The 16,791-nt window shown below is 68.2% G+C and carries 16 protein-coding genes; 8 read left to right on the top strand and 8 right to left on the bottom strand.

From position 1 onward, the window contains the following. Positions 1-6: 6 nt before the first annotated feature. The 5 genes from E0H50_RS40315 to E0H50_RS40295 are packed head-to-tail and all read right to left on the bottom strand — an operon-like array spanning position 7 to position 6,383. Positions 7-882 carry an anchored repeat-type ABC transporter permease subunit gene (locus tag E0H50_RS40315; RefSeq protein WP_131296442.1) on the bottom strand — a complete coding sequence of 292 codons (876 nt, stop codon included), beginning with the start codon at positions 880-882 and terminating at the stop codon, positions 7-9. Beyond that, positions 879-1,625, bottom strand: coding sequence for an anchored repeat-type ABC transporter ATP-binding subunit (locus E0H50_RS40310; protein ID WP_131296441.1), 747 nt, complete (start codon positions 1,623-1,625; stop codon positions 879-881). Before E0H50_RS40310 ends, E0H50_RS40315 begins: the two co-directional genes overlap by 4 nt. After that, entirely contained in the window at positions 1,622-2,377 is a 756-nt protein-coding gene (locus E0H50_RS40305; protein WP_131296440.1) for a choice-of-anchor M domain-containing protein, read from the bottom strand. The genes E0H50_RS40310 and E0H50_RS40305 overlap by 4 nt, the downstream gene beginning before the upstream one ends. Further along, positions 2,374-3,915 carry an anchored repeat ABC transporter, substrate-binding protein gene (locus E0H50_RS40300; protein WP_131296439.1) on the bottom strand — a complete coding sequence of 514 codons (1,542 nt, stop codon included), beginning with the start codon at positions 3,913-3,915 and terminating at the stop codon, positions 2,374-2,376. The genes E0H50_RS40305 and E0H50_RS40300 overlap by 4 nt, the downstream gene beginning before the upstream one ends. Further along, positions 3,912-6,383, bottom strand: a complete 2,472-nt coding sequence (locus E0H50_RS40295) for a TIGR03773 family transporter-associated surface protein (protein ID WP_131296438.1) — start codon at positions 6,381-6,383, stop codon at positions 3,912-3,914. Before E0H50_RS40295 ends, E0H50_RS40300 begins: the two co-directional genes overlap by 4 nt. Positions 6,384-6,568: 185 nt before the next feature. Here E0H50_RS40295 and E0H50_RS40290 point away from each other — a divergent pair, with 185 nt between their 5' ends. The 3 genes from E0H50_RS40290 (at position 6,569) to E0H50_RS40280 (ending at position 9,170) form a co-directional block, all read left to right on the top strand. Then, the gene (locus E0H50_RS40290; RefSeq protein ID WP_131296437.1) at positions 6,569-7,495 is read left to right on the top strand and encodes a metal ABC transporter solute-binding protein, Zn/Mn family; all 927 of its coding nucleotides are present in this window, start codon (positions 6,569-6,571) and stop codon (positions 7,493-7,495) included. Positions 7,496-7,557: 62 nt separating this feature from the next. Further along, on the top strand, positions 7,558-8,307 hold the full coding sequence (locus tag E0H50_RS40285; protein ID WP_131296475.1) for a metal ABC transporter ATP-binding protein: 750 nt from the start codon (positions 7,558-7,560) through the stop codon (positions 8,305-8,307). 5 nt (positions 8,308-8,312) lie between these two features. Continuing rightward, positions 8,313-9,170: a metal ABC transporter permease gene (locus E0H50_RS40280; protein WP_202868552.1), complete on the top strand. Its 858-nt coding sequence runs from the start codon at positions 8,313-8,315 to the stop codon at positions 9,168-9,170. On the opposite strand, the gene E0H50_RS40275 is transcribed toward E0H50_RS40280, so the two are convergent. Beyond that, the gene (locus tag E0H50_RS40275; protein ID WP_131296435.1) at positions 9,107-9,928 is read right to left on the bottom strand and encodes a hypothetical protein; all 822 of its coding nucleotides are present in this window, start codon (positions 9,926-9,928) and stop codon (positions 9,107-9,109) included. The genes E0H50_RS40280 and E0H50_RS40275 overlap by 64 nt on opposite strands. 26 nt (positions 9,929-9,954) lie before the next feature. Then, positions 9,955-10,461, bottom strand: coding sequence for a MarR family winged helix-turn-helix transcriptional regulator (locus E0H50_RS40270; protein ID WP_131296434.1), 507 nt, complete (start codon positions 10,459-10,461; stop codon positions 9,955-9,957). Between the two features lie 114 nt (positions 10,462-10,575). Here E0H50_RS40270 and E0H50_RS40265 point away from each other — a divergent pair, with 114 nt between their 5' ends. The 4 genes from E0H50_RS40265 to E0H50_RS40250 all read left to right on the top strand — a co-directional run bounded on the left by E0H50_RS40265 (position 10,576) and on the right by E0H50_RS40250 (position 13,930). Further along, complete coding sequence (locus E0H50_RS40265; RefSeq protein ID WP_131296433.1) at positions 10,576-11,514, top strand: NADP-dependent oxidoreductase; 939 nt, start codon at positions 10,576-10,578, stop codon at positions 11,512-11,514. A 115-nt stretch (positions 11,515-11,629) separates the two neighbouring features. Beyond that, positions 11,630-12,538 carry an NADP-dependent oxidoreductase gene (locus E0H50_RS40260; RefSeq protein WP_131296432.1) on the top strand — a complete coding sequence of 303 codons (909 nt, stop codon included), beginning with the start codon at positions 11,630-11,632 and terminating at the stop codon, positions 12,536-12,538. A gap of 122 nt (positions 12,539-12,660) precedes the next feature. After that, a complete protein-coding gene (locus E0H50_RS40255; RefSeq protein ID WP_131296431.1) occupies positions 12,661-13,482 on the top strand; it encodes an endonuclease/exonuclease/phosphatase family protein in 822 nt (273 codons plus the stop codon). A gap of 16 nt (positions 13,483-13,498) precedes the next feature. Beyond that, the gene (locus E0H50_RS40250) at positions 13,499-13,930 is read left to right on the top strand and encodes an SRPBCC family protein (RefSeq protein ID WP_131296430.1); all 432 of its coding nucleotides are present in this window, start codon (positions 13,499-13,501) and stop codon (positions 13,928-13,930) included. Here E0H50_RS40250 and E0H50_RS40245 read toward each other — a convergent pair. After that, positions 13,911-14,882 (bottom strand): TIGR03557 family F420-dependent LLM class oxidoreductase, encoded by a 972-nt coding sequence (locus E0H50_RS40245; protein ID WP_131296429.1) that lies wholly within the window; start codon positions 14,880-14,882, stop codon positions 13,911-13,913. The two genes, E0H50_RS40250 and E0H50_RS40245, sit on opposite strands and share 20 nt — an antisense overlap. 118 nt (positions 14,883-15,000) lie before the next feature. Between E0H50_RS40245 and E0H50_RS40240 the strand changes: the two genes are divergently transcribed. Then, positions 15,001-16,788, top strand: a complete 1,788-nt coding sequence (locus tag E0H50_RS40240; protein ID WP_131296428.1) for a thiamine pyrophosphate-requiring protein — start codon at positions 15,001-15,003, stop codon at positions 16,786-16,788. Positions 16,789-16,791: the final 3 nt, after the last annotated feature.

The following is a 16,791-nucleotide window of genomic DNA, read 5'->3' as shown; positions in this document are numbered from 1 at the left end:
TTCCTTTCAGGGTTGGCCAAACTGGCTTGATTGCACCCGAGCCGCCGCTGGGCCGCGGCGGGAGAGCAGGCCGTGCCGGGGCGCGAACACCCAGCACGCGATGAAGACCGCGGTCGCGGTGAGCACGATCAACCCGCCGGCAGCGAGGTTGAGCGCGTAGGACAGGTACAGCCCGGTGAGTCCGGAGACCGCGCCGATCAGCGGCGCGAGGATCATCATCACGCCGATCCGGTCGGTGAGCAGCCGGGCGCAGGCGGCCGGGGTGATCAGCAGCGCCAGCACGAGGATGTTGCCGACGGCCTGGATCGAGATGACGATCGCGACGGTCACCATCGCGTAGAGCGCGAGATCGAGCCAGAAGATCGGCAGGCCGGCGGACCGCGCGGTCTCCCGGTCCAGACCGACCGTCACGAACTCCTTGTGCAGCGCACCGGTGGTCAGCAGCAGGACCGCGCCGGCGACGCCGACGGTGACGACGTCGTTGCTGCTGATCCCGAGGACCGAACCGAACAGGAAGGATTCCAGCGATCCGCCGTACCCGGGCGCCGTGCTCATCACCACGATGCCGAGTCCGAACGCTGCCGCGAAGAACACACCGATGACGGTGTCCTCCTTCAGCCGGCGGTTCTGGGCGAACACGGCAACGGACAGCGCCGTGACCAGGCCGGCGACGATGCCGCCGAGGACGAGGCTGGTCTTGAGAACGAACGCGATCGCGATACCGGGGAAGACCGAATGCGCCACCGCGTCGCCGATGAACGCCATGCCGCGCAGAGCGACGTGGGTGCCGATCACGCCACAGACCACGCCCGACATGAGGACGACGAGGAACGCGCGCTGCATGAAAACGTGTTCCCAGGGCTCGGTGAAGAACTCGATCATCGGGAAACCCCCAGGCTGTGCAGCAGTTGTTCGGACCGTGCGACGCCGAACGCGCGCAGCCAAACGGCCGGGTCCCGTAGCTCGTCCGGTGAACCGTCGGCGACGACCGTGCCGTTCAGCAGGCACAACCGGTGACAGGTTTCCGCGGCCGCCGGCAGGTCGTGGGTGGTCATCAAGATGGCTGTGCCTTCGGCGGTCAGTTCGCGGAACAGCCGCGTGAGAATCTCCTGGGTCGGTACGTCGAGACCGGTGAACGGCTCGTCCAGCAGCAACAACTTCGGCCGCAGCGCGAGCGCCCGCGCAACGAGAACTCGTTGCCGTTGGCCACCGGACAGCTCACCGATGGGTCGACGCGACAGCCTGGTGAGGTCGACTCGTTCGAGAGCTTCCTGTACGGCGTTGCGATCCTCGGACCGCGGCCGCCGGAGCCAGCCGATGCGGTGCGTCCGGCCGGTCATCACCGCCGTACGGACCTGGACGGGATAGTCCCAGACGAACTCGTGCCGCTGTGGCACGTAGCCGATCGTGCCGCGGGCTTCGGCCGGGGTCCGGCCGTCGATCTCGATCCGGCCGGTTCTGACCGGCAGCAGCCCGAGGAGCGCGCGGAGGAGGGTGGTTTTGCCGGCGCCGTTCGGGCCGATCAGGCCGACATGTTCCTTGGCAGCGACAGTGAGGTCGACGTGGTCGAGGACCTGGCGGCCGGCGAGATTCACGCCGAGGTCGCTGACGTGCAGGACGGTCATCGGCGTCTCCTGATCACCATGACGGCGGCGGTCGCGAGCAGGACGGCTCCTGCGCCCGCGAAGAGCCACCAGAGCTGGACACCGTCGGGTTCGGTTCGTGGTCGGTCGTCCTGGAGGGCGAAGGCCGCGCGGGCGTCGCCGTCCCCGGCGTAGATGCGCAGCGTCCGGCGGTCGGTGACGTGCTGCCCGTCGGTGAGCTCGGCGGTCATCGCGACGTCGAGCAGATAGATGCCTTCGGCATCGAAGGTCCAGTTGCCGTGGACGTGCGTGTTCACGTCGATCCCGGTCTCCTGGGGGAACGGCTTGCGGCTGTCGAAGACCGGTGCCGGCTTGCCGAAGTCGGAGTTGAGGAACAGCGTGAAGCTGCCCGGTCCGTCAACGCCCTCGAGCGTCCAGGTCACCTCGCGATCGACCCGGCGGGCGACTTCGGGGTCCTGGGTGTTCCAGCCCGGCCAGACCACGCCGTCCTGCTGTACCTGAGGGATCACCCAGATCTGCTGCCCGGGCTCGCCGAGAAACCGATAGACCGGGTCGTTGGGAACGGCGATCCTGGCCCGGCTGGTGGCCTGCAGGACGACGGTGTCGAGCGGGCGCCAGGTGGGTGCGGCCGAGGTGTCGTCGCGCAGCTGGATCGTCCACCGGCCGTCGGCGAACCGCGGCCCGAGGTCGACGTGGCCGTTGCTGATGACCACTTGTTCGGAGGGCGCGGCGATGGGCACGAGTACCAGGAACAGGGCGGCGAGCAGTCTCATCGGGCTTCTCCGAGGCAGCGCTTCAGTTCGTCGGCGTTGTGCCGCATCATCGCGACGTACGTCCGGGCGTGATCGTCGAACGAGTCGCCGTACAGCGAGCAGACCTGAACGCCTTGGTCGTGCGCGACCTGGACGAGTACGGACGCGCGCTGTGCGAGGTTCGGCTCCGTGAAGACGGCCGGGACCTCGAGGTTGCGGATCGTGTCGGACAGCTTCCGCACCTGCTCCACGCTCGGTTCCTGGGCCGGGTTGGGGACGACGAAACCGGCGACGGTCATGCCGTAGGCCGAGGCCAGGTAGCCGAACGCGTCGTGGGTCGTGATCAGTTGCCGACGGCCGGCCGGGATGGTGGCGAGCGTCGTACGGACGTAACCGTCGAGCTCGTCGAGTTGCCGCAGATAGGCCGCGGTGTTGTCCTGGTAGAGCTGTTTGCCTTCGGGATCGGCGGTGACGAGGGTGTCGCGGATCAGTTGCACGTAGGCCTTCGCGTTCGCGACGTCCTCCCACAGGTGCGGGTCGATCTCGCCGTGGACGTGTTTCCCGAGGACGGCCTGCGGGAGTTGATGAATCTGCGTTCCGTGCTTGCCGAGGAACGCGAACCGTGAGTCGTCCGGGATCGGGACCAGCGCCTTGTTCGGTACGTCGATGACCACCCGCCCGGCCGGCACCTGGGACTGGGCGGCACCGACCTTGTGCGCATCCGAGTACGCGTACACCTGTCCGGAGTCCAGATCGACTGTCAGGTCGGTGTGGCCGTCGCCGAGGACCGTTGCGGTGCCGCCGTCGGCAGGCTCGACGGTGTGCGGTTCGACGCCGACGGCGAACGTGAACGTTCCAGAACCCAGTGGCGTGCCGTCGTCCAGGCTGCCGGTCAAGGTCAGGCGGTAGACGCCGGGCTTGGTGAAGGCCCAGTTCAGGTGTGTGTGGGCGGCCGGCGGGAGCGTCGTGCTGTCGGCGGGGCCGAGGCCGTCGGTCGAGTCGAAGTACTTGTCCGGTTGTCCGAGCGACTCGGTCAGGTAGGCGACCAGTTGGCCGGGACCGTCGAGTTCGGTGGCGGCGAGCTTGACGGACGACGTACGGGTCACGCCGCGTGCCTTGCCGGTGCCGCGGACTCGGAGACCGAGCCAGAGGACGTCGAGCCCGATGTTCTCCACGAGCGGGATGACGTGCGCGCCGTACGACTCCGCCGCCTCGGCCAGCGAGACGTTCGGGGCGTCCTTGTCCGCGTTCGCGTCGATGGTCTTGATCAGCGACTGCGGCTCGAGCAGCAGATGGTTCGTGAACGTCACGTCCGCCTTCGCGACCCGCTTGGCGTCGGCCGGTGTCGGCTCGTACGAGTGCGGATCGCCGCCGGCCGGCACCAGCGAGGTCGCGACGACGCGATCTCCGCCGACCTGCTGCACCAGGTCGGCCAGGATCTCCGTGGTGGTGACGACGTTCAGCCGACCGTCGTCGCCACCCGCCGCCTGTCCCGAGCATCCCGCGAGGAGAACCGCCATGGCCGCCCCGGCCGCGACCCAACGAGCGGGCGGCTTCATCGGGTCCTCCGGCGGGAGGCGACGAGCAGGACGACGCCGAGTACGGCGAAGACCGCGGCCGCGCCGATCCACCAGACCCCGACCGAACCACCGGTCATCGCCAGCTTGCAGTCGCCGCCGGCGCTCCCCGTGCTGCCTGTGCTGCCTGTGCTCCCTGTGCTCCCGGTGCTTCCGGTGCCGGTCGACGCCGTGTCGACGGATCGCGCGCCGCCGGACGGTCCGACGACGAAGGTGAGGGTGGCGGTATCGGCCGACTGCTTGCCGGCGGCAAACGTCGCGCTGTGCGTGAACGTGACGCGGTAGGTCCCCGCCTTCGTGAACGCCCAGTTGCCGTGCGCATGCGTGCCCAGCGGAATGCGATACGTGTCGGGCAGACCGTCACCGGAGTTGAAGATGACCTTCGGCTGACCGAACGAGTCGAACTCGAAGACGGCGACGCGGCCGGGACCGGTCACCTTGTCGAGGCGCCAGTCCACGCCGCCGCCGTACACCTGCGCGGCGGTCAGCTCCTCGGTGTTCCAACCGAGCCACACGACCCCGTCCTTCTGGGTTTGCGGGATCTGCCAGATCTGCGTACCGGCCGCTCCGAGGAACGAGAACGCGCCACCGGGCACCGTCGTACCGGCCGCTGAGCCGAGCCGGACGGTCACCGACGCGGGATCACGCCAGACCGGATCACCGCCCTTGGTTCCGTCCTTCAGCCGCGAGGTGAGTGCCCCGTTCTCGATCCGTACGGCGTAGTCCGCGTGGCCACTGGTGAGAGTGGTCGTGGACGGGGTCGCCGTACGTGGGGCTGCCGACGTGCTGGTGCGGGGCGATGTGTTGCTGCTTGTCGGAGTCTGGGTGGTGACGCAGGGCTTGAGCGTTGGTCGCGGGCTTGAGGTGGGGGACAGGTTTGGAGCGCTCGGTCGCGCCTGGGTCGGCTTCGTCGTAGGTGCGGCCGTAGGCGTTCCGGTGGTCTGGGTCGGTGTGGTCGGTGTGGTCGGCGTGGTCGGCGTGTGGGTGGTCGGTGGTGCGGTGGTTGGGATCGGGGCGCCTGGGCAGAGGGCGGCGAGGTCGGTTCCGACCACGACCGGGAGGGTGGCGGTGTCGCTCAGGTGCCGTCCTGTCTTGGTTGTGGCCGAGTAGGTGAAGGTGAGCTTGTACAGGCCGAGTTGGGTGAAGGCCCAGTTGCCGTGGGCATGGGTCGGCTCGGCCAGCGTGATCGACTGCGGCAATGTCTTGCCGCTGTCGAACGAGATCAGCGGTGCGCCGAACTGGTCGAACTGGTAGACCGCGAGCTTGCCCGGACCGACGACCTTGTCGAGCGACCAGCGCACCGGACCGGCCAGCGTGCTGTAGTCGACGGACTCGGTGTTCCAGCCGGCCCACAACAGGTCCTCGGCCTGCGTCTGCGGGATCTGCCAGATCGTCGCTCCGGCAGCCCCGAGGAAGCGGTACGCCGCGGCCGCCGGGACGACCTCGTCCGCGGCCGGCCGCACCTGGAACGCGACCGTTCCGGGATCCCGCCAGACCGTCGTACCCCGGGTGCCGTCCTTCACCTGGAACCGCAGCCGGTCGCCGACCGTCCGCGCGGCCACATCCACGTGCCCGACCGACAACACAGCACTGACACACGCCGGCCGGCTGCTGGTCGGGCTGGCGGTCGGCAGCGTGGTGGGAGGCGTCACCGGCGGCGTGGGTGTGCCGGGTGGCGTGGTCGGGGGACTGGTGGGTGGCGTGGTGGGGGGACTCGTAGGCGGTGTCGTTGGTGGTGTTGTTGGCGGTGTCGTTGGTGGGGTGGTGGGTGGCTCGTACGGGCCGACGACGAAGGTGTATTCGACCGGTCCGGAGGTCACGGGTGCGCCGGCCGTCGTGGTTGCGGTCGCCTGGAACGTGAGCTTGTAGGTGCCCAGGGCACCGAACGACCAGTTCGCGTGAACATGCCGCCCGACTGCCTGCCGCAGCGTCCGGTACGCCGGGTCCACCGAACTGAACAGCCGCGGAACCGCGCCGGTGAACGCGTCGTAGTTGAAGAACACCTCGACGGCTCCGGGTCCTTCGGCGCTCAGCAGCGTCAGGTCGACGAGATCGTCCTTCAGCATCCCGGCGGGGATCGCCTCGGTGTCCCATCCCGGCCAGATCAGCTCGGGGTCCTGTGACTCCGGGGCGATCCATACGGTCGCACCCGGCGTACCGAGGAACGCGAACGCCGGCGCGTCCGGAACCTCGAGCCTGGCGGCGCCCCGGTCCTCCAGGTTGAAGATCAGGCCGGCCGGGTCGGCGTCCCGGACGTCACCGGTCCCGATCCGGGTCCTGAGCTGCAGCGAGCTGCCGTCGTACGTGGTGTGCAGTACGTCGGTGTGCACGGCCTGCAGCACTTCTGGCGTTGTCGACGCGCTGACAGGCCGGCTGAGCAGGAGCGGCAGGCATCCGAGGAGCACCGCGATCAGGGCAGCGAGACGCGATCGAGCGTGAGTGGCGGTCACGACCCGGGACTCTATCTGAATCGACAATCATTTTCATTAGTGCAGTTGTGCATCCGCCGTCACGGCGCGCAAAAGTCGTGCGGCCGGCGCCGGTCCCGGGTGGCGGGACTTGTGCTGACGGCCGATCTCTTGATAATGATAACGGTTGTCATTTCATCCGCTCGAATTGTCAGGTTGGTCAGCTCGTGAACCGCAGACTGCTTGCCCTGCCCGCTGCCGTCGTCGCCGTGACCGTGGGACTGTGTGGTTGTTCCTCCGGCGACTCGCCCGGGGCGTCAGGCAGCACTCCGGCCGCCGCCGCCTCGATCAAGGTCGTTGCCTCGACCAACGTCTGGGGCGATCTGGCCGGCGCCGTCGGCGGCGACAAGGTGCAGGTGACCTCGATCATCACCAGCCCGGACGCCGACCCGCACGAGTACGAGGCCAGTACGCGCAACCAGCTGTCGCTGTCCGAGGCGACGGTGGTGATCGAGAACGGCGGCGGGTACGACGACTTCATCGACCGGATGCTGAAGAGCGCCAAGAACGGTTCGGCGACCGTGCTGAACGCCGTCACCATCTCGGGCCGGAAGGCCGCCGCCGGTGCGGAGCTCAACGAGCATGTCTGGTACGACTTCCCGACGGTCGTGAAGGTGATCGACCAACTCGAGCAGGCCTACGCGAAGGCTGACCCTAGCGCCGCGACGACGTTCCAGCAGAACGCTGACGCCTTGAAGACGAAGATCGACGGACTCGTGCGGCAGGAAGCCGCGTTGAAGCAGAAGTACGACGGGCAGCCCGTGGCGATCACCGAGCCGGTACCGGTGTACCTGCTCGACGCTGCCGGACTGCGGAACAAGACGCCGGACGAGTTCAGCGAGGCGATCGAGGAGGACAGCGACGTACCGGCCAAGGTGCTGAACGAGACGCTGGAGCTCTACAGCAAGCACGAGGTGAAACTGCTCGCGTACAACGCGCAGACGACCGGGCCGGAGACGGAGAAGGTGCTGGCCGCGGCGAAGCAGAACAACATCCCGGTCGTGCCGGTGACCGAGACGCTGCCGGCAGGTAAGGACTACGTCGGCTGGATGTCGGCGAACCTCGCGGCGCTCGGCGCAGCGCTGGGCCAATAACCGTGAGCTCTGCCGAGCCGCTGCTGACGCTGGAGCGCGCAGCACTGGGCTTCGGATCCCGGATGCTCTGGGAAGACCTCGATGTGGAGGTACGGCGTGGCGAGCTCATCGCCGTACTGGGCGCCAACGGGTCCGGCAAGTCGAGTCTGCTGAAGGTCGTCCTCGGCCAGCTGCGGCTGCGGTCCGGCAGCGCCAGGGTGCTGGGTACGCCGGTACGTCGCGGTGATCGGCGGATCGGCTACATACCGCAGCAACGACTGGCCGATGACGGTCTACCGCTCCGCGGCCGGGATCTGGTGGCGCTCGGCGTCGACGGTCATCGGTGGGGTGTGCCGCTGCCGTCACGCCGGCGCCGTCAACGGGTCAGCCAGTTGCTGTCTTCGGTCGGGGCCGAGGCGTACGAGTCCGTCCCGGTGGCCTCGCTGTCAGGTGGCGAACAGCAGCGGTTGCGGATCGCTCAAGCGTTGGCTGCCGAGCCGCGGTTGCTGCTCTGCGATGAACCGCTGCTGTCGCTGGACCTCCCGCATCAGCGGCTCGTCTGTGATCTCGTCGACGACGCCCGCCGTCGCCTCGACCTCGCCGTGCTGTTCGTCACCCACGACATCAACCCGATTCTCGACAAGGTCGATCGTGTGCTCTACATCGCCAACAATCGCTGTCGAATCGGGACACCGGACGAGGTGATGACCAGCGAGGTGCTCAGTGACCTGTTCGATGCGCCCGTTGACGTGATCCGGCATCGCGGCCGGATCCTGGTGGCCGGCGTACCCGACGATCAGCTGTATCACCACCCTGAGCAGGTTCCGCTGTGACCGGTCTGGACACTCTCTGGTCCGAGATCTTCAACTTCTCCGATTACGCGCAACTGCTGCCCCTGTTGAAGAATTCGGTGATCGCCTGCGTCGTGCTCGGGGTCATGGGCGGCCTGATCGGTGTGTTCGTGATGACCCGCGACATGGCCTTCGCGGTGCACGGCGTCAGCGAACTGTCCTTCGCCGGTGCGGCGGCCGGCCTGCTCTTCGGGGTCAGCGTCGTCGCGGGCGCCCTGGTCGGCTCACTTGCGGCCGCCCTGCTGATCGGCGTCCTCGGGAGCCGGGCCCGGGACCGCAACTCGGTCACCGCGGTCCTGATGCCGTTCGGTCTCGGGCTGGGCATCCTGTGCCTCGGTCTCTACCACGGCCGGGCGGCGAACAAGTTCGGCCTGCTGACCGGGCAGATCGTGGCGATCGACGACCCTCAGATCAAGTCCCTGATCAGCATCGCCGCCGTGGTGATCGTCGGCCTGCTGGTGGTGTGGCGGCCGCTGCTCTTCGCCAGTACCGATGCGGACGTGGCAGCTGCCCGTGGTGTCCCGGTGGGCGTTATGTCGCTGGTCTTCATGACCCTGCTCGGTCTCGCGGTCGCGGTCTCGGTGCAGATCGTCGGAGCGCTCCTGGTGCTGTCGCTGCTAGTGACTCCCGCGGCCGCCGCCCTCCGCATCTCCGCTTCTCCGTTTCGAGTGCCCCTCCTGAGCACGCTCTTCGCCCTCGTCGCAGCAGTCGGCGGTGTCCTCCTGGCCGCGGGCAGCTCCCTCCCGATCAGCCCTTACATCACCACGATCTCCTTCATCATCTACGTGACGTGCCGCGCCGTCGGGCCGAGTAGAGGCCGGGCGCGGGCCCAATCGTCGACGTGAAAGATCCCGTCGTACTGCTCGCCGTCGACACTGGCAATGAGGGCGCGGAGGCCATCGGGGAGCCGGCCGTCTTCGAGGCCCAAGCGCGTCCGATAGTCCGCGCGGAACTCGTCCACGACCGCGGAGGGATTGACTGCCGGGGCGAAGTCCGCGAGTCCGGCGATCGAGGAGACGCGGAGCGGATAGCCCAAGGCGTCGGACACGCCGATCAGAACCTGTCGCACCCGATCGGGTACGACGACCTGGATGACCGTACTGAACAGCGCGGCGCCTGCGGTGATGCGCTGGGCCGAGCCAAGGACCTTGGCGCTGCCCGCGACGTTGATGCTGAACTCGCCGGGGCAGTACTCGTTGTCGACCTCCCCGATGCGGAGGTCCGCGCCGGACAGGGAACGCAGTACCTGCAGGTGATGGGCCGCGTTCGAGGCGAAGACACTGGGGCCGCCACGGAGCGTGGCGGTGATGTGGTCGATGACGACCGCTCCGCTGTCGTAGGCAACCATTCGACCGCCTGGTGAGCGAACGACGCACGTGAAGCCGGCGTCGCGGGCGATCTGCGCCGCTTCGGCGATACTAGGGGAGCGGAGGTCCCGGGCGCTGAACGCGACGGTGGGGTTCTGGGCTTGGTAGACGTGGACAAGGTCCGTGGTGCCGGCGGCGAGTTCGCTCCGGAGGACCACCGCCGGCGTGAGCAACTCGACGAGCGCACTTCGTCGCTGCGACGCATCGTCACCGATGAGGAGCTGGTGGGACTGCACCCGCCCATTCTGACGCGGTCCTGCAGTTACTCGGCGGCTGAGGTTGGTTTTCTGCGGCGGCGTGGTTCTGCGGAGCGGGGTGGGGTCTGGCGCATGTGATCTCGGGTGCGGGTGAGGATGTCGGCGAGGGTCTCGATGTCGGCGCGGGACAGCGGCGCGAACAGGAGGTCGCCGAGGACCGCGATGTGACCGGGGAAGACCTTCGCGAGCACGGCGCGTCCCTCGTCGGTGATCGTGACGGTGATGCTGCGTTCGTCGTCGGACGACTGCGTCCGGGTCACGAGGCCCCGCTTCTCCAGCGTCTGGGCCTGGTACGTCAGTCCGCTGCGGCTGTAGACGACGCCGTCGGCCAGGTCGGTCATCCGCCGGCTGCCCGTCGGGGCGTCGCCGAGGGTGGCCAGGAGCTGGAACTGCACGTAGCTGAGATCCCCGGCCTCCCGCAGCTGCTGCTCGACGGCGTGCTTGAGCAGACTGCTCGCCTCGATCAGTGCGAAGTACGCGCCCAGCTGCGTGGCATCCAGAGACGGCGTCATGGCCGGAGCCTATCAGTGCTTCTAACTCGAAGTACTTGCTTCGACTTCGAAGCAGAGCTACAGTGATGATCAGTTGCTTCGAATCCGAAGCACATTGCGGCAGGAAAGGACACCATGAAGGCAGTGCGGTTCCACGAAACGGGCGGCGCGGACGTTCTGCGGTATGAAGACGCCGACCTGCCGGTCCCCGGCGCCGGTGAGGTGCGGATCGAGGTCGCCGGGTCGGCGTACAACCCGGCCGACGGCGGTATCCGCGGCGGCTTCCTGCCGATCCCGGTGACACTGCCGCATGTTCCGGGCTACGACGTCTCCGGCACCATCGACGCACTCGGCGACGGGGTGGACGGCCTCGCCGTGGGTGAGAACGTCGTCGGGTTCATCCCGATGAACGCCGACGGCTCCGCAGCGCAGTACGTCGTCGCTCCGGCGAACGTGCTGGTGAAGGCGCCGGTGCGCATCCCGCTGGCCGATGCCGCTGGGTTGCCGTCGGTCGGGCTCACCGCTTCACAGGCACTCTTCGAAGCGGGCCGGCTCACAGCCGGTCAGCGGGTGTTGATCAACGGCGCCGGCGGTCCCGTGGGCGGGTACGCCGTACAGCTCGCCAAGCGCGCAGGTGCGCACGTCATCGCCACAGCGAGCCCGCGCAGCAGCGAGATCGTCAAGGCGGCCGGGGCGGACGAGATCATCGACCACACGACCACCACCGTGCTCGATGCGGTCACCGAGCCCGTCGACGTACTGCTCAACCTGGCCCCGATCACGCCCGACGGGTTCACCGCCTTGGTCGTACGGGTCCGTGACGGTGGCGTCGTCGTCTCCACGACCCCGACCGTGCCGACACCCGGCGACGAGCAGCGGAGCGTGCGCGCGGAGACGATCTTCGTCCACCCCGACACGGACGTGCTCTCGAACCTCGTGGCCCTCGTCGACAGCGGCGACCTGCACGTCGAGATCGCCCGGCGGGTGCCGCTGAGCGAGCTGCCCGCGATCCACCAGCAGGGCGACGCGGGAGAGATCCACGGCAAGATCGTGGCCCTCCCACCTGCTGTCTGACGGTACTGGGCTCGGTGGCCCACCGAAACAGGACCGGAATGGACCAGGGTTTGCGGGCCGCTTCTGCCTACGGTCGAAGAGAACCATCCCATCGACCCCTGCAAAGGATTCTTCCATGCGTGCCATCACTGTCCGGGATCCCGAGGCCGACGGCTACGGGCTGGCCCTGACCGAGCTGCCTCATCCCCGTGCCGCCGAGAACGACGTCATCGTGCAGGTCCATGCGGCCGGCTTCCTCCGAGGTGAGCCGGAGTGGCCCGGCACCTGGGTGGACCGCGCCGGCCGCGACCGTACGCTGAGTGTGCTCGGCCACGAAGTGTCCGGTGTGGTCGTCGAGCTCGGCTACGGTACGACGGGTCTCACGGTCGGCCAGCAGGTCTTCGGGCTGACCGACTGGGCACGCAACGGGTCGCTCGCCGAGTACGCCGCGGTGGAGGCGCGGAACCTGGCTCCGCTACCTGCCGACATCGACCATGTCACCGCGGCCGCTGTGGTGATGCCGGGTCTGACCGCGTGGCAGGCGCTGTACGACCATGCTCATCTGCAAGCGGGACAGAGCGTTCTCATCCACGGCGCGGGCGGTTCCGTAGGCTCGGTCGCCGTACAGCTGGCCCGCGAGACCGGAGCGCACATCATCGGCACCGGCCGGGCTGCCGACCGGGAGTTGGCGGGCAGGCTGGGTGCCCACGAGTTCCTTGATCTGGGCAACGATCGCCTCGAGGACGCCGGCGAGGTCGACGTGGTGTTCGACGTGATCGGCGGCGAGATCCGTGATCGCTCGACCGCGCTGCTGCGCCCCGGCGGCACCCTCGTCACGGTCGCCGACCCGCCGACCGTCCAACCGAGCGACGGCCGGGCAATCTTCTTCGTTGTAGAGCCCCACCGCGACCAAACGACCCAGCTCGCCGCACGCCTCCGCGACGGCAGACTCACCCCCCTCGTCACGGCAGTCCACGACCTGGCCGACGCCCCCGCCGCCTTCACAGACCGCACCCGCAGCAGGATCATCATCAAAGTGAAGTAGCGGGGACGGTTGCTCGGCTGTGACCGGGGGTACGTCTTCGGCGCCCCTGCCCAACCGCTCGGCCCTGGCTATAAACAGCCGTGCTGTGGGTACCAGGCAGCTGCGACGGAGAGGAGCTGCGGATGGTGGACCATCAGGTTCGGGCGATGACGTGGAACATCTGGTGGCGGTTCGGTCCGCGATGGCGTGAGCGTCAGCCTGGCATCCTCTCGACCATCGATCGCTTCACCCCGGACGTCGTTGCCCTGCAGGAGGTCTGGAGTGCCGAGGGGACGACGCAGGCGGAGCAGTTCGCGGCGGCGCTCGGCTATCACTCGACGTTCGCAGCCCCTTCGTATCCGTGTGCTCCGGATCCGGCGCTGGACCCTGAGCACGTCGGCGTCGAGCTCGGAGTGGCGCTGCTCAGCCGATGGCCCATCGTCAGCGTGGAAGCGGTCGCCCTGCCGTCACGCCATCGTGCCTGGGACCCGGTGGCCCTCAAGGCATCGGTTGCACATCCCGCCGGGCCCCTCCCGATCGTCGTGGCGTGTCTGGAGCACGCGACGACGTACAGTGACGACCGTTTGGCGCAAGCAGCAGTCCTGGCGGATCTTGGCACAGATCCGGTGACGGACGGCCCTTGTCCCTCGGTGGTCATGGGAGATCTGAACGCCGCCCCGGACAGCGCCGTACTGCGGCCGTTGCGAGACGTGCTGATCGACGCCTGGGTGGCAGGTCAGGGCGCGGCGGATGCGATCACGTTGCCGTCGACGCGCCCGTCCGCGCCGCTCGAAGCCGGCCCGGAGCTGGTGGATCAACGGATCGACCATGTGTTCTATCGGCCGGGACACGAGGATCAGCTGGTTACGGTGGAGTCGGCGATGATCGGGGGAGAGGCTGTGGACGGCGTGTTCCCGTCCGATCACCGGCCGGTGATCTGCGACCTTCGGTGGCACGATCGGTGATGGGTACCGCATCAGTGTGAGCGAAAACGAGTGTCTGATCGAAGCCAGCGTCGAGGATGTGTTCGCGATCCTGACGGACGGGTGGTCGTACGCCGCGTGGGTGGTGGGCGCCTCGAGGATCCGGGACGTCAGCGCGCCATGGCCGGAGCCTGGTGGCCGGATCCATCATTCGGTGGGCGCGTGGCCGTTCCTGCTGGACGACACCACGATGGTCCTGGAGTACGAGCCACTGCACCGGCTGCGCCTGCAGCTCCGGGTGTGGCCCGTGGGAAAGGGTGAGGTGGAGTTCCAGGCGACGAAGACACCGACCGGGTGCCGCCTGGTGATGACCGAGAAGGCCACCAGCGGCCCGGTCTCACTGCTACCGGACCGACTGGCCGATCTGATGCTCCACCCCCGCAACGCCGAGACTCTTCACCGCCTCAAACTCACCGCCGAGAGACGGTAGCGCGGAGTTCGGGGAGGATCTCGGTGCGGTAGAGGTTCATCATGTCGACGGTGTGCGGGCCGATGTTGGCGACGTACACCTCGTCGAACCCGGCCTCGGCGTACGGCGTGAACGCGTCGACGTGGACGTCCGCCTTCGGACCGCAGGCGACCGACTGCGCCGTGGCCTCCTTGGTCACCAGCCGGCTTGCCTGCTCGAAGTGCCGGGGTGAGGGGAGCACCTGGGCGAGTTCGCCCGGAAGGCCGGAGTTGCCCCAGATCCGGTGGGCCTGTTCGACACCTTCCGCCTCGGTCGGCGCATAGCTGACCTTGAACCCGGCCTGGGTCGGCTTGTCGAGGCCGCCGTGGTCACGGAACCGCCGCAACAGCTCCGCATCGGGCGATGTCGTCATGTACCCGTCGGCGATCCGCGCCGCGACATCGGTTGCCTCCGGCCCGAATCCGGACATGTAGATCGGCAACGGTTCCTGCGGCCGGGTGTAGATCCGCGCGGTGTCGACGGTGTAGTGCTTGCCGTGGTGGCTGACGAACCCGTCCTCGGTCCACAGCCGGCGCATGATCTCGACGGCCTCCTCGAGCATCTCCAGCCGTACGTCGAGCGTCGGCCAGACCGAACCGAGGATGTGCTCGTTGAGCGCCTCACCGGTTCCGACGCCGAGGGTGAACCGTCCGTTCAGCAGTACGGCGCTGGTCGCGGCGGCCTGCGCGATCACGGCCGGGTGGATCCGCACCGTCGGACACGTCACGGCAGTGGTCACCGGCAGCTCGCACACCTGCGAGATCGCGCCGATCGTCGACCAGACGAACGCGCTCTGGCCCTGCTCGTCGTTCCAGGGATGGAAGTGGTCGCTGATCCACAAGCCGTCGAACCCGGCCTCCTCGGCCATCCGGGCCTGCTCGATCAGTTCGGCCGGCGTGTATTCCTCACTGGACAGGAAGTATCCGATCTTCACACGCACCTCCGCGTCAGTCGCTTACCCATCGGGTGCCCCATGTCGCGTTGCCCAATCAGCAGGCCGGTTTGCTGCCGAACACCCCGGGTACCGGTCGGGTCTCGTCGGGAGGATGGACATGGGTACGACAGTCGGCGACTACGTACTCCAGCGGCTGCGGGAGTGGGGTGTCGAGCACGTCTTCGGGTACGCCGGGGACGGCATCAACGGACTGCTCTCGGCCTGGCAGAAAGCAGGCGACGAACCGCGGTTCGTGCAGGCCCGGCACGAGGAGATGGCGGCGTTCGAAGCGGTCGGGTACGCCAAGTTCACCGGCCGCGTGGGCGTGTGTACGGCGACCAGCGGTCCGGGCGCGATCCACCTGCTGAACGGGTTGTACGACGCCAAGCTCGACCACGTTCCCATGGTGGCGATCGTGGGGCAGACGGCGCGGAGCGCGATGGGCGGCAGCTACCAGCAGGAGGTCGACCTGCACACGCTGTACAAGGACGTCGCGTCCGACTACTGCGAGACGGTGATGGTCGCGGAGCAGTTGCCGAACGTGCTCGACCGGGCGATCCGGATCGCGGCGTCCCGGCGTACCGTGACCGCCCTGATCATTCCCTCGGACGTGCAGGAGCTGGAGTACACACCGCCGTCGCACGCGTTCAAGATGGTGCCGTCGAGCATCGACCTGACGTGGTCGGCGCCCGTCCCGGCAGCCGACCAGCTCGAGCGGGCGGCGGAGATCCTGAACGCGGGGTCGCGGGTCGCGATCCTTGTCGGCCAGGGCGCGCGCGGTGCCGCCGGCGAGGTCACGGAGCTTGCCGAGCTCACCGGTGCCGGTGTCGCGAAAGCCCTGCTGGGCAAGGACGTGCTGCCCGACGAGCTGCCCTGGGTGACTGGCTCGATCGGGTTGCTCGGGACGCGGCCGTCGTACGAGCTGATGATGGACTGCGACACCTTGCTGGTCGTCGGATCGAACTTTCCCTATTCGCAGTTCCTGCCGGAGTTCGGGCAGGCGCGGGCGGTCCAGATCGATCTCGATCCGACGATGGTCGGGATGCGGTACCCGTTCGACGTGAACCTCGTCGGGGACGCGGCCCGGACGCTGCGGGCGCTGATCCCGTTGGTACGCCGCAAGGACGACCGGTCGTGGAGGTCGGGGATCGAGGACAACGTCGGGCGCTGGTGGGAGGTCATGGAGCGCCGCGCGTTCACGTCCGCGGATCCGATCAACCCGGAGCTGGTGTTCCACGAGCTGTCGCACCGGTTGCCACAGGACGCGATCCTGGCGGCGGACTCCGGCTCGGCGGCGAACTGGTACGCGCGGCACATCCGGATCCGCGGCGACATGCGGGGATCCCTGTCCGGGACGCTTGCCACGATGGGTCCTGGGGTGCCGTACGTGATCGGGGCGAAGTTCGGGCTCCCGGACCGGCCCTGCTACGCGCTGGTGGGTGACGGCGCGATGCAGATGAACGGGATCAACGAGCTGATCACGATCGCGAAGTACTGGCAGGAGTGGGCGGATCCGCGGCTGGTGGTCGCCGTGCTGCACAACAACGATCTGAACCAGGTGACGTGGGAACTGCGGGCGATGGGAGGCTCGCCCCAGTTCCTGCCTTCTCAGGAGCTGCCGGAGTTCCCGTACGCCGGGTACGCGAGGCTGCTCGGTCTGCACGGGGTGACCGCCGAGAAACCGGAGGAGGTCGGGCCGGCCTGGGAGGAGGCGCTGCGGGCGGATCGGCCGTGCGTGGTCGAGTTCCGCACCGATCCCGCCGTACCGCCGATCCCGCCGCATGCGACCTGGGACCAGATCGAGAAGGCGCTGGAGTCGATCGTGCGCGGCGACAGCGATCGTTCCTCGATGATCAAGCAGGGCTTCAAGTCCAAGGTCCAGGAGTTCCTGCCCGGCCGGTCCTGAGGT

Source organism: Kribbella sindirgiensis (assembly GCF_004331435.1).
GTDB classification, from domain to species: domain Bacteria; phylum Actinomycetota; class Actinomycetes; order Propionibacteriales; family Kribbellaceae; genus Kribbella; species Kribbella sindirgiensis.
This window is presented reverse-complemented; position numbering and strand designations above follow the sequence as displayed.

What these genes read in the sequence shown, in the direction of transcription:
- E0H50_RS40315 (WP_131296442.1), bottom strand. Translation starts at nt 882, where the DNA reads ATGATCGAGTTCTTCACCGAGCCCTGGGAACACGTTTTCATGCAGCGC.
- E0H50_RS40310 (WP_131296441.1), bottom strand. Translation starts at nt 1,625, where the DNA reads ATGACCGTCCTGCACGTCAGCGACCTCGGCGTGAATCTCGCCGGCCGC.
- E0H50_RS40305 (WP_131296440.1), bottom strand. Translation starts at nt 2,377, where the DNA reads ATGAGACTGCTCGCCGCCCTGTTCCTGGTACTCGTGCCCATCGCCGCG.
- E0H50_RS40300 (WP_131296439.1), bottom strand. Translation starts at nt 3,915, where the DNA reads ATGAAGCCGCCCGCTCGTTGGGTCGCGGCCGGGGCGGCCATGGCGGTT.
- E0H50_RS40285 (WP_131296475.1), top strand. Translation starts at nt 7,558, where the DNA reads ATGCTCTGGGAAGACCTCGATGTGGAGGTACGGCGTGGCGAGCTCATC.
- E0H50_RS40270 (WP_131296434.1), bottom strand. Translation starts at nt 10,461, where the DNA reads ATGACGCCGTCTCTGGATGCCACGCAGCTGGGCGCGTACTTCGCACTG.
- E0H50_RS40265 (WP_131296433.1), top strand. Translation starts at nt 10,576, where the DNA reads ATGAAGGCAGTGCGGTTCCACGAAACGGGCGGCGCGGACGTTCTGCGG.
- E0H50_RS40260 (WP_131296432.1), top strand. Translation starts at nt 11,630, where the DNA reads ATGCGTGCCATCACTGTCCGGGATCCCGAGGCCGACGGCTACGGGCTG.
- E0H50_RS40255 (WP_131296431.1), top strand. Translation starts at nt 12,661, where the DNA reads ATGGTGGACCATCAGGTTCGGGCGATGACGTGGAACATCTGGTGGCGG.
- E0H50_RS40240 (WP_131296428.1), top strand. Translation starts at nt 15,001, where the DNA reads ATGGGTACGACAGTCGGCGACTACGTACTCCAGCGGCTGCGGGAGTGG.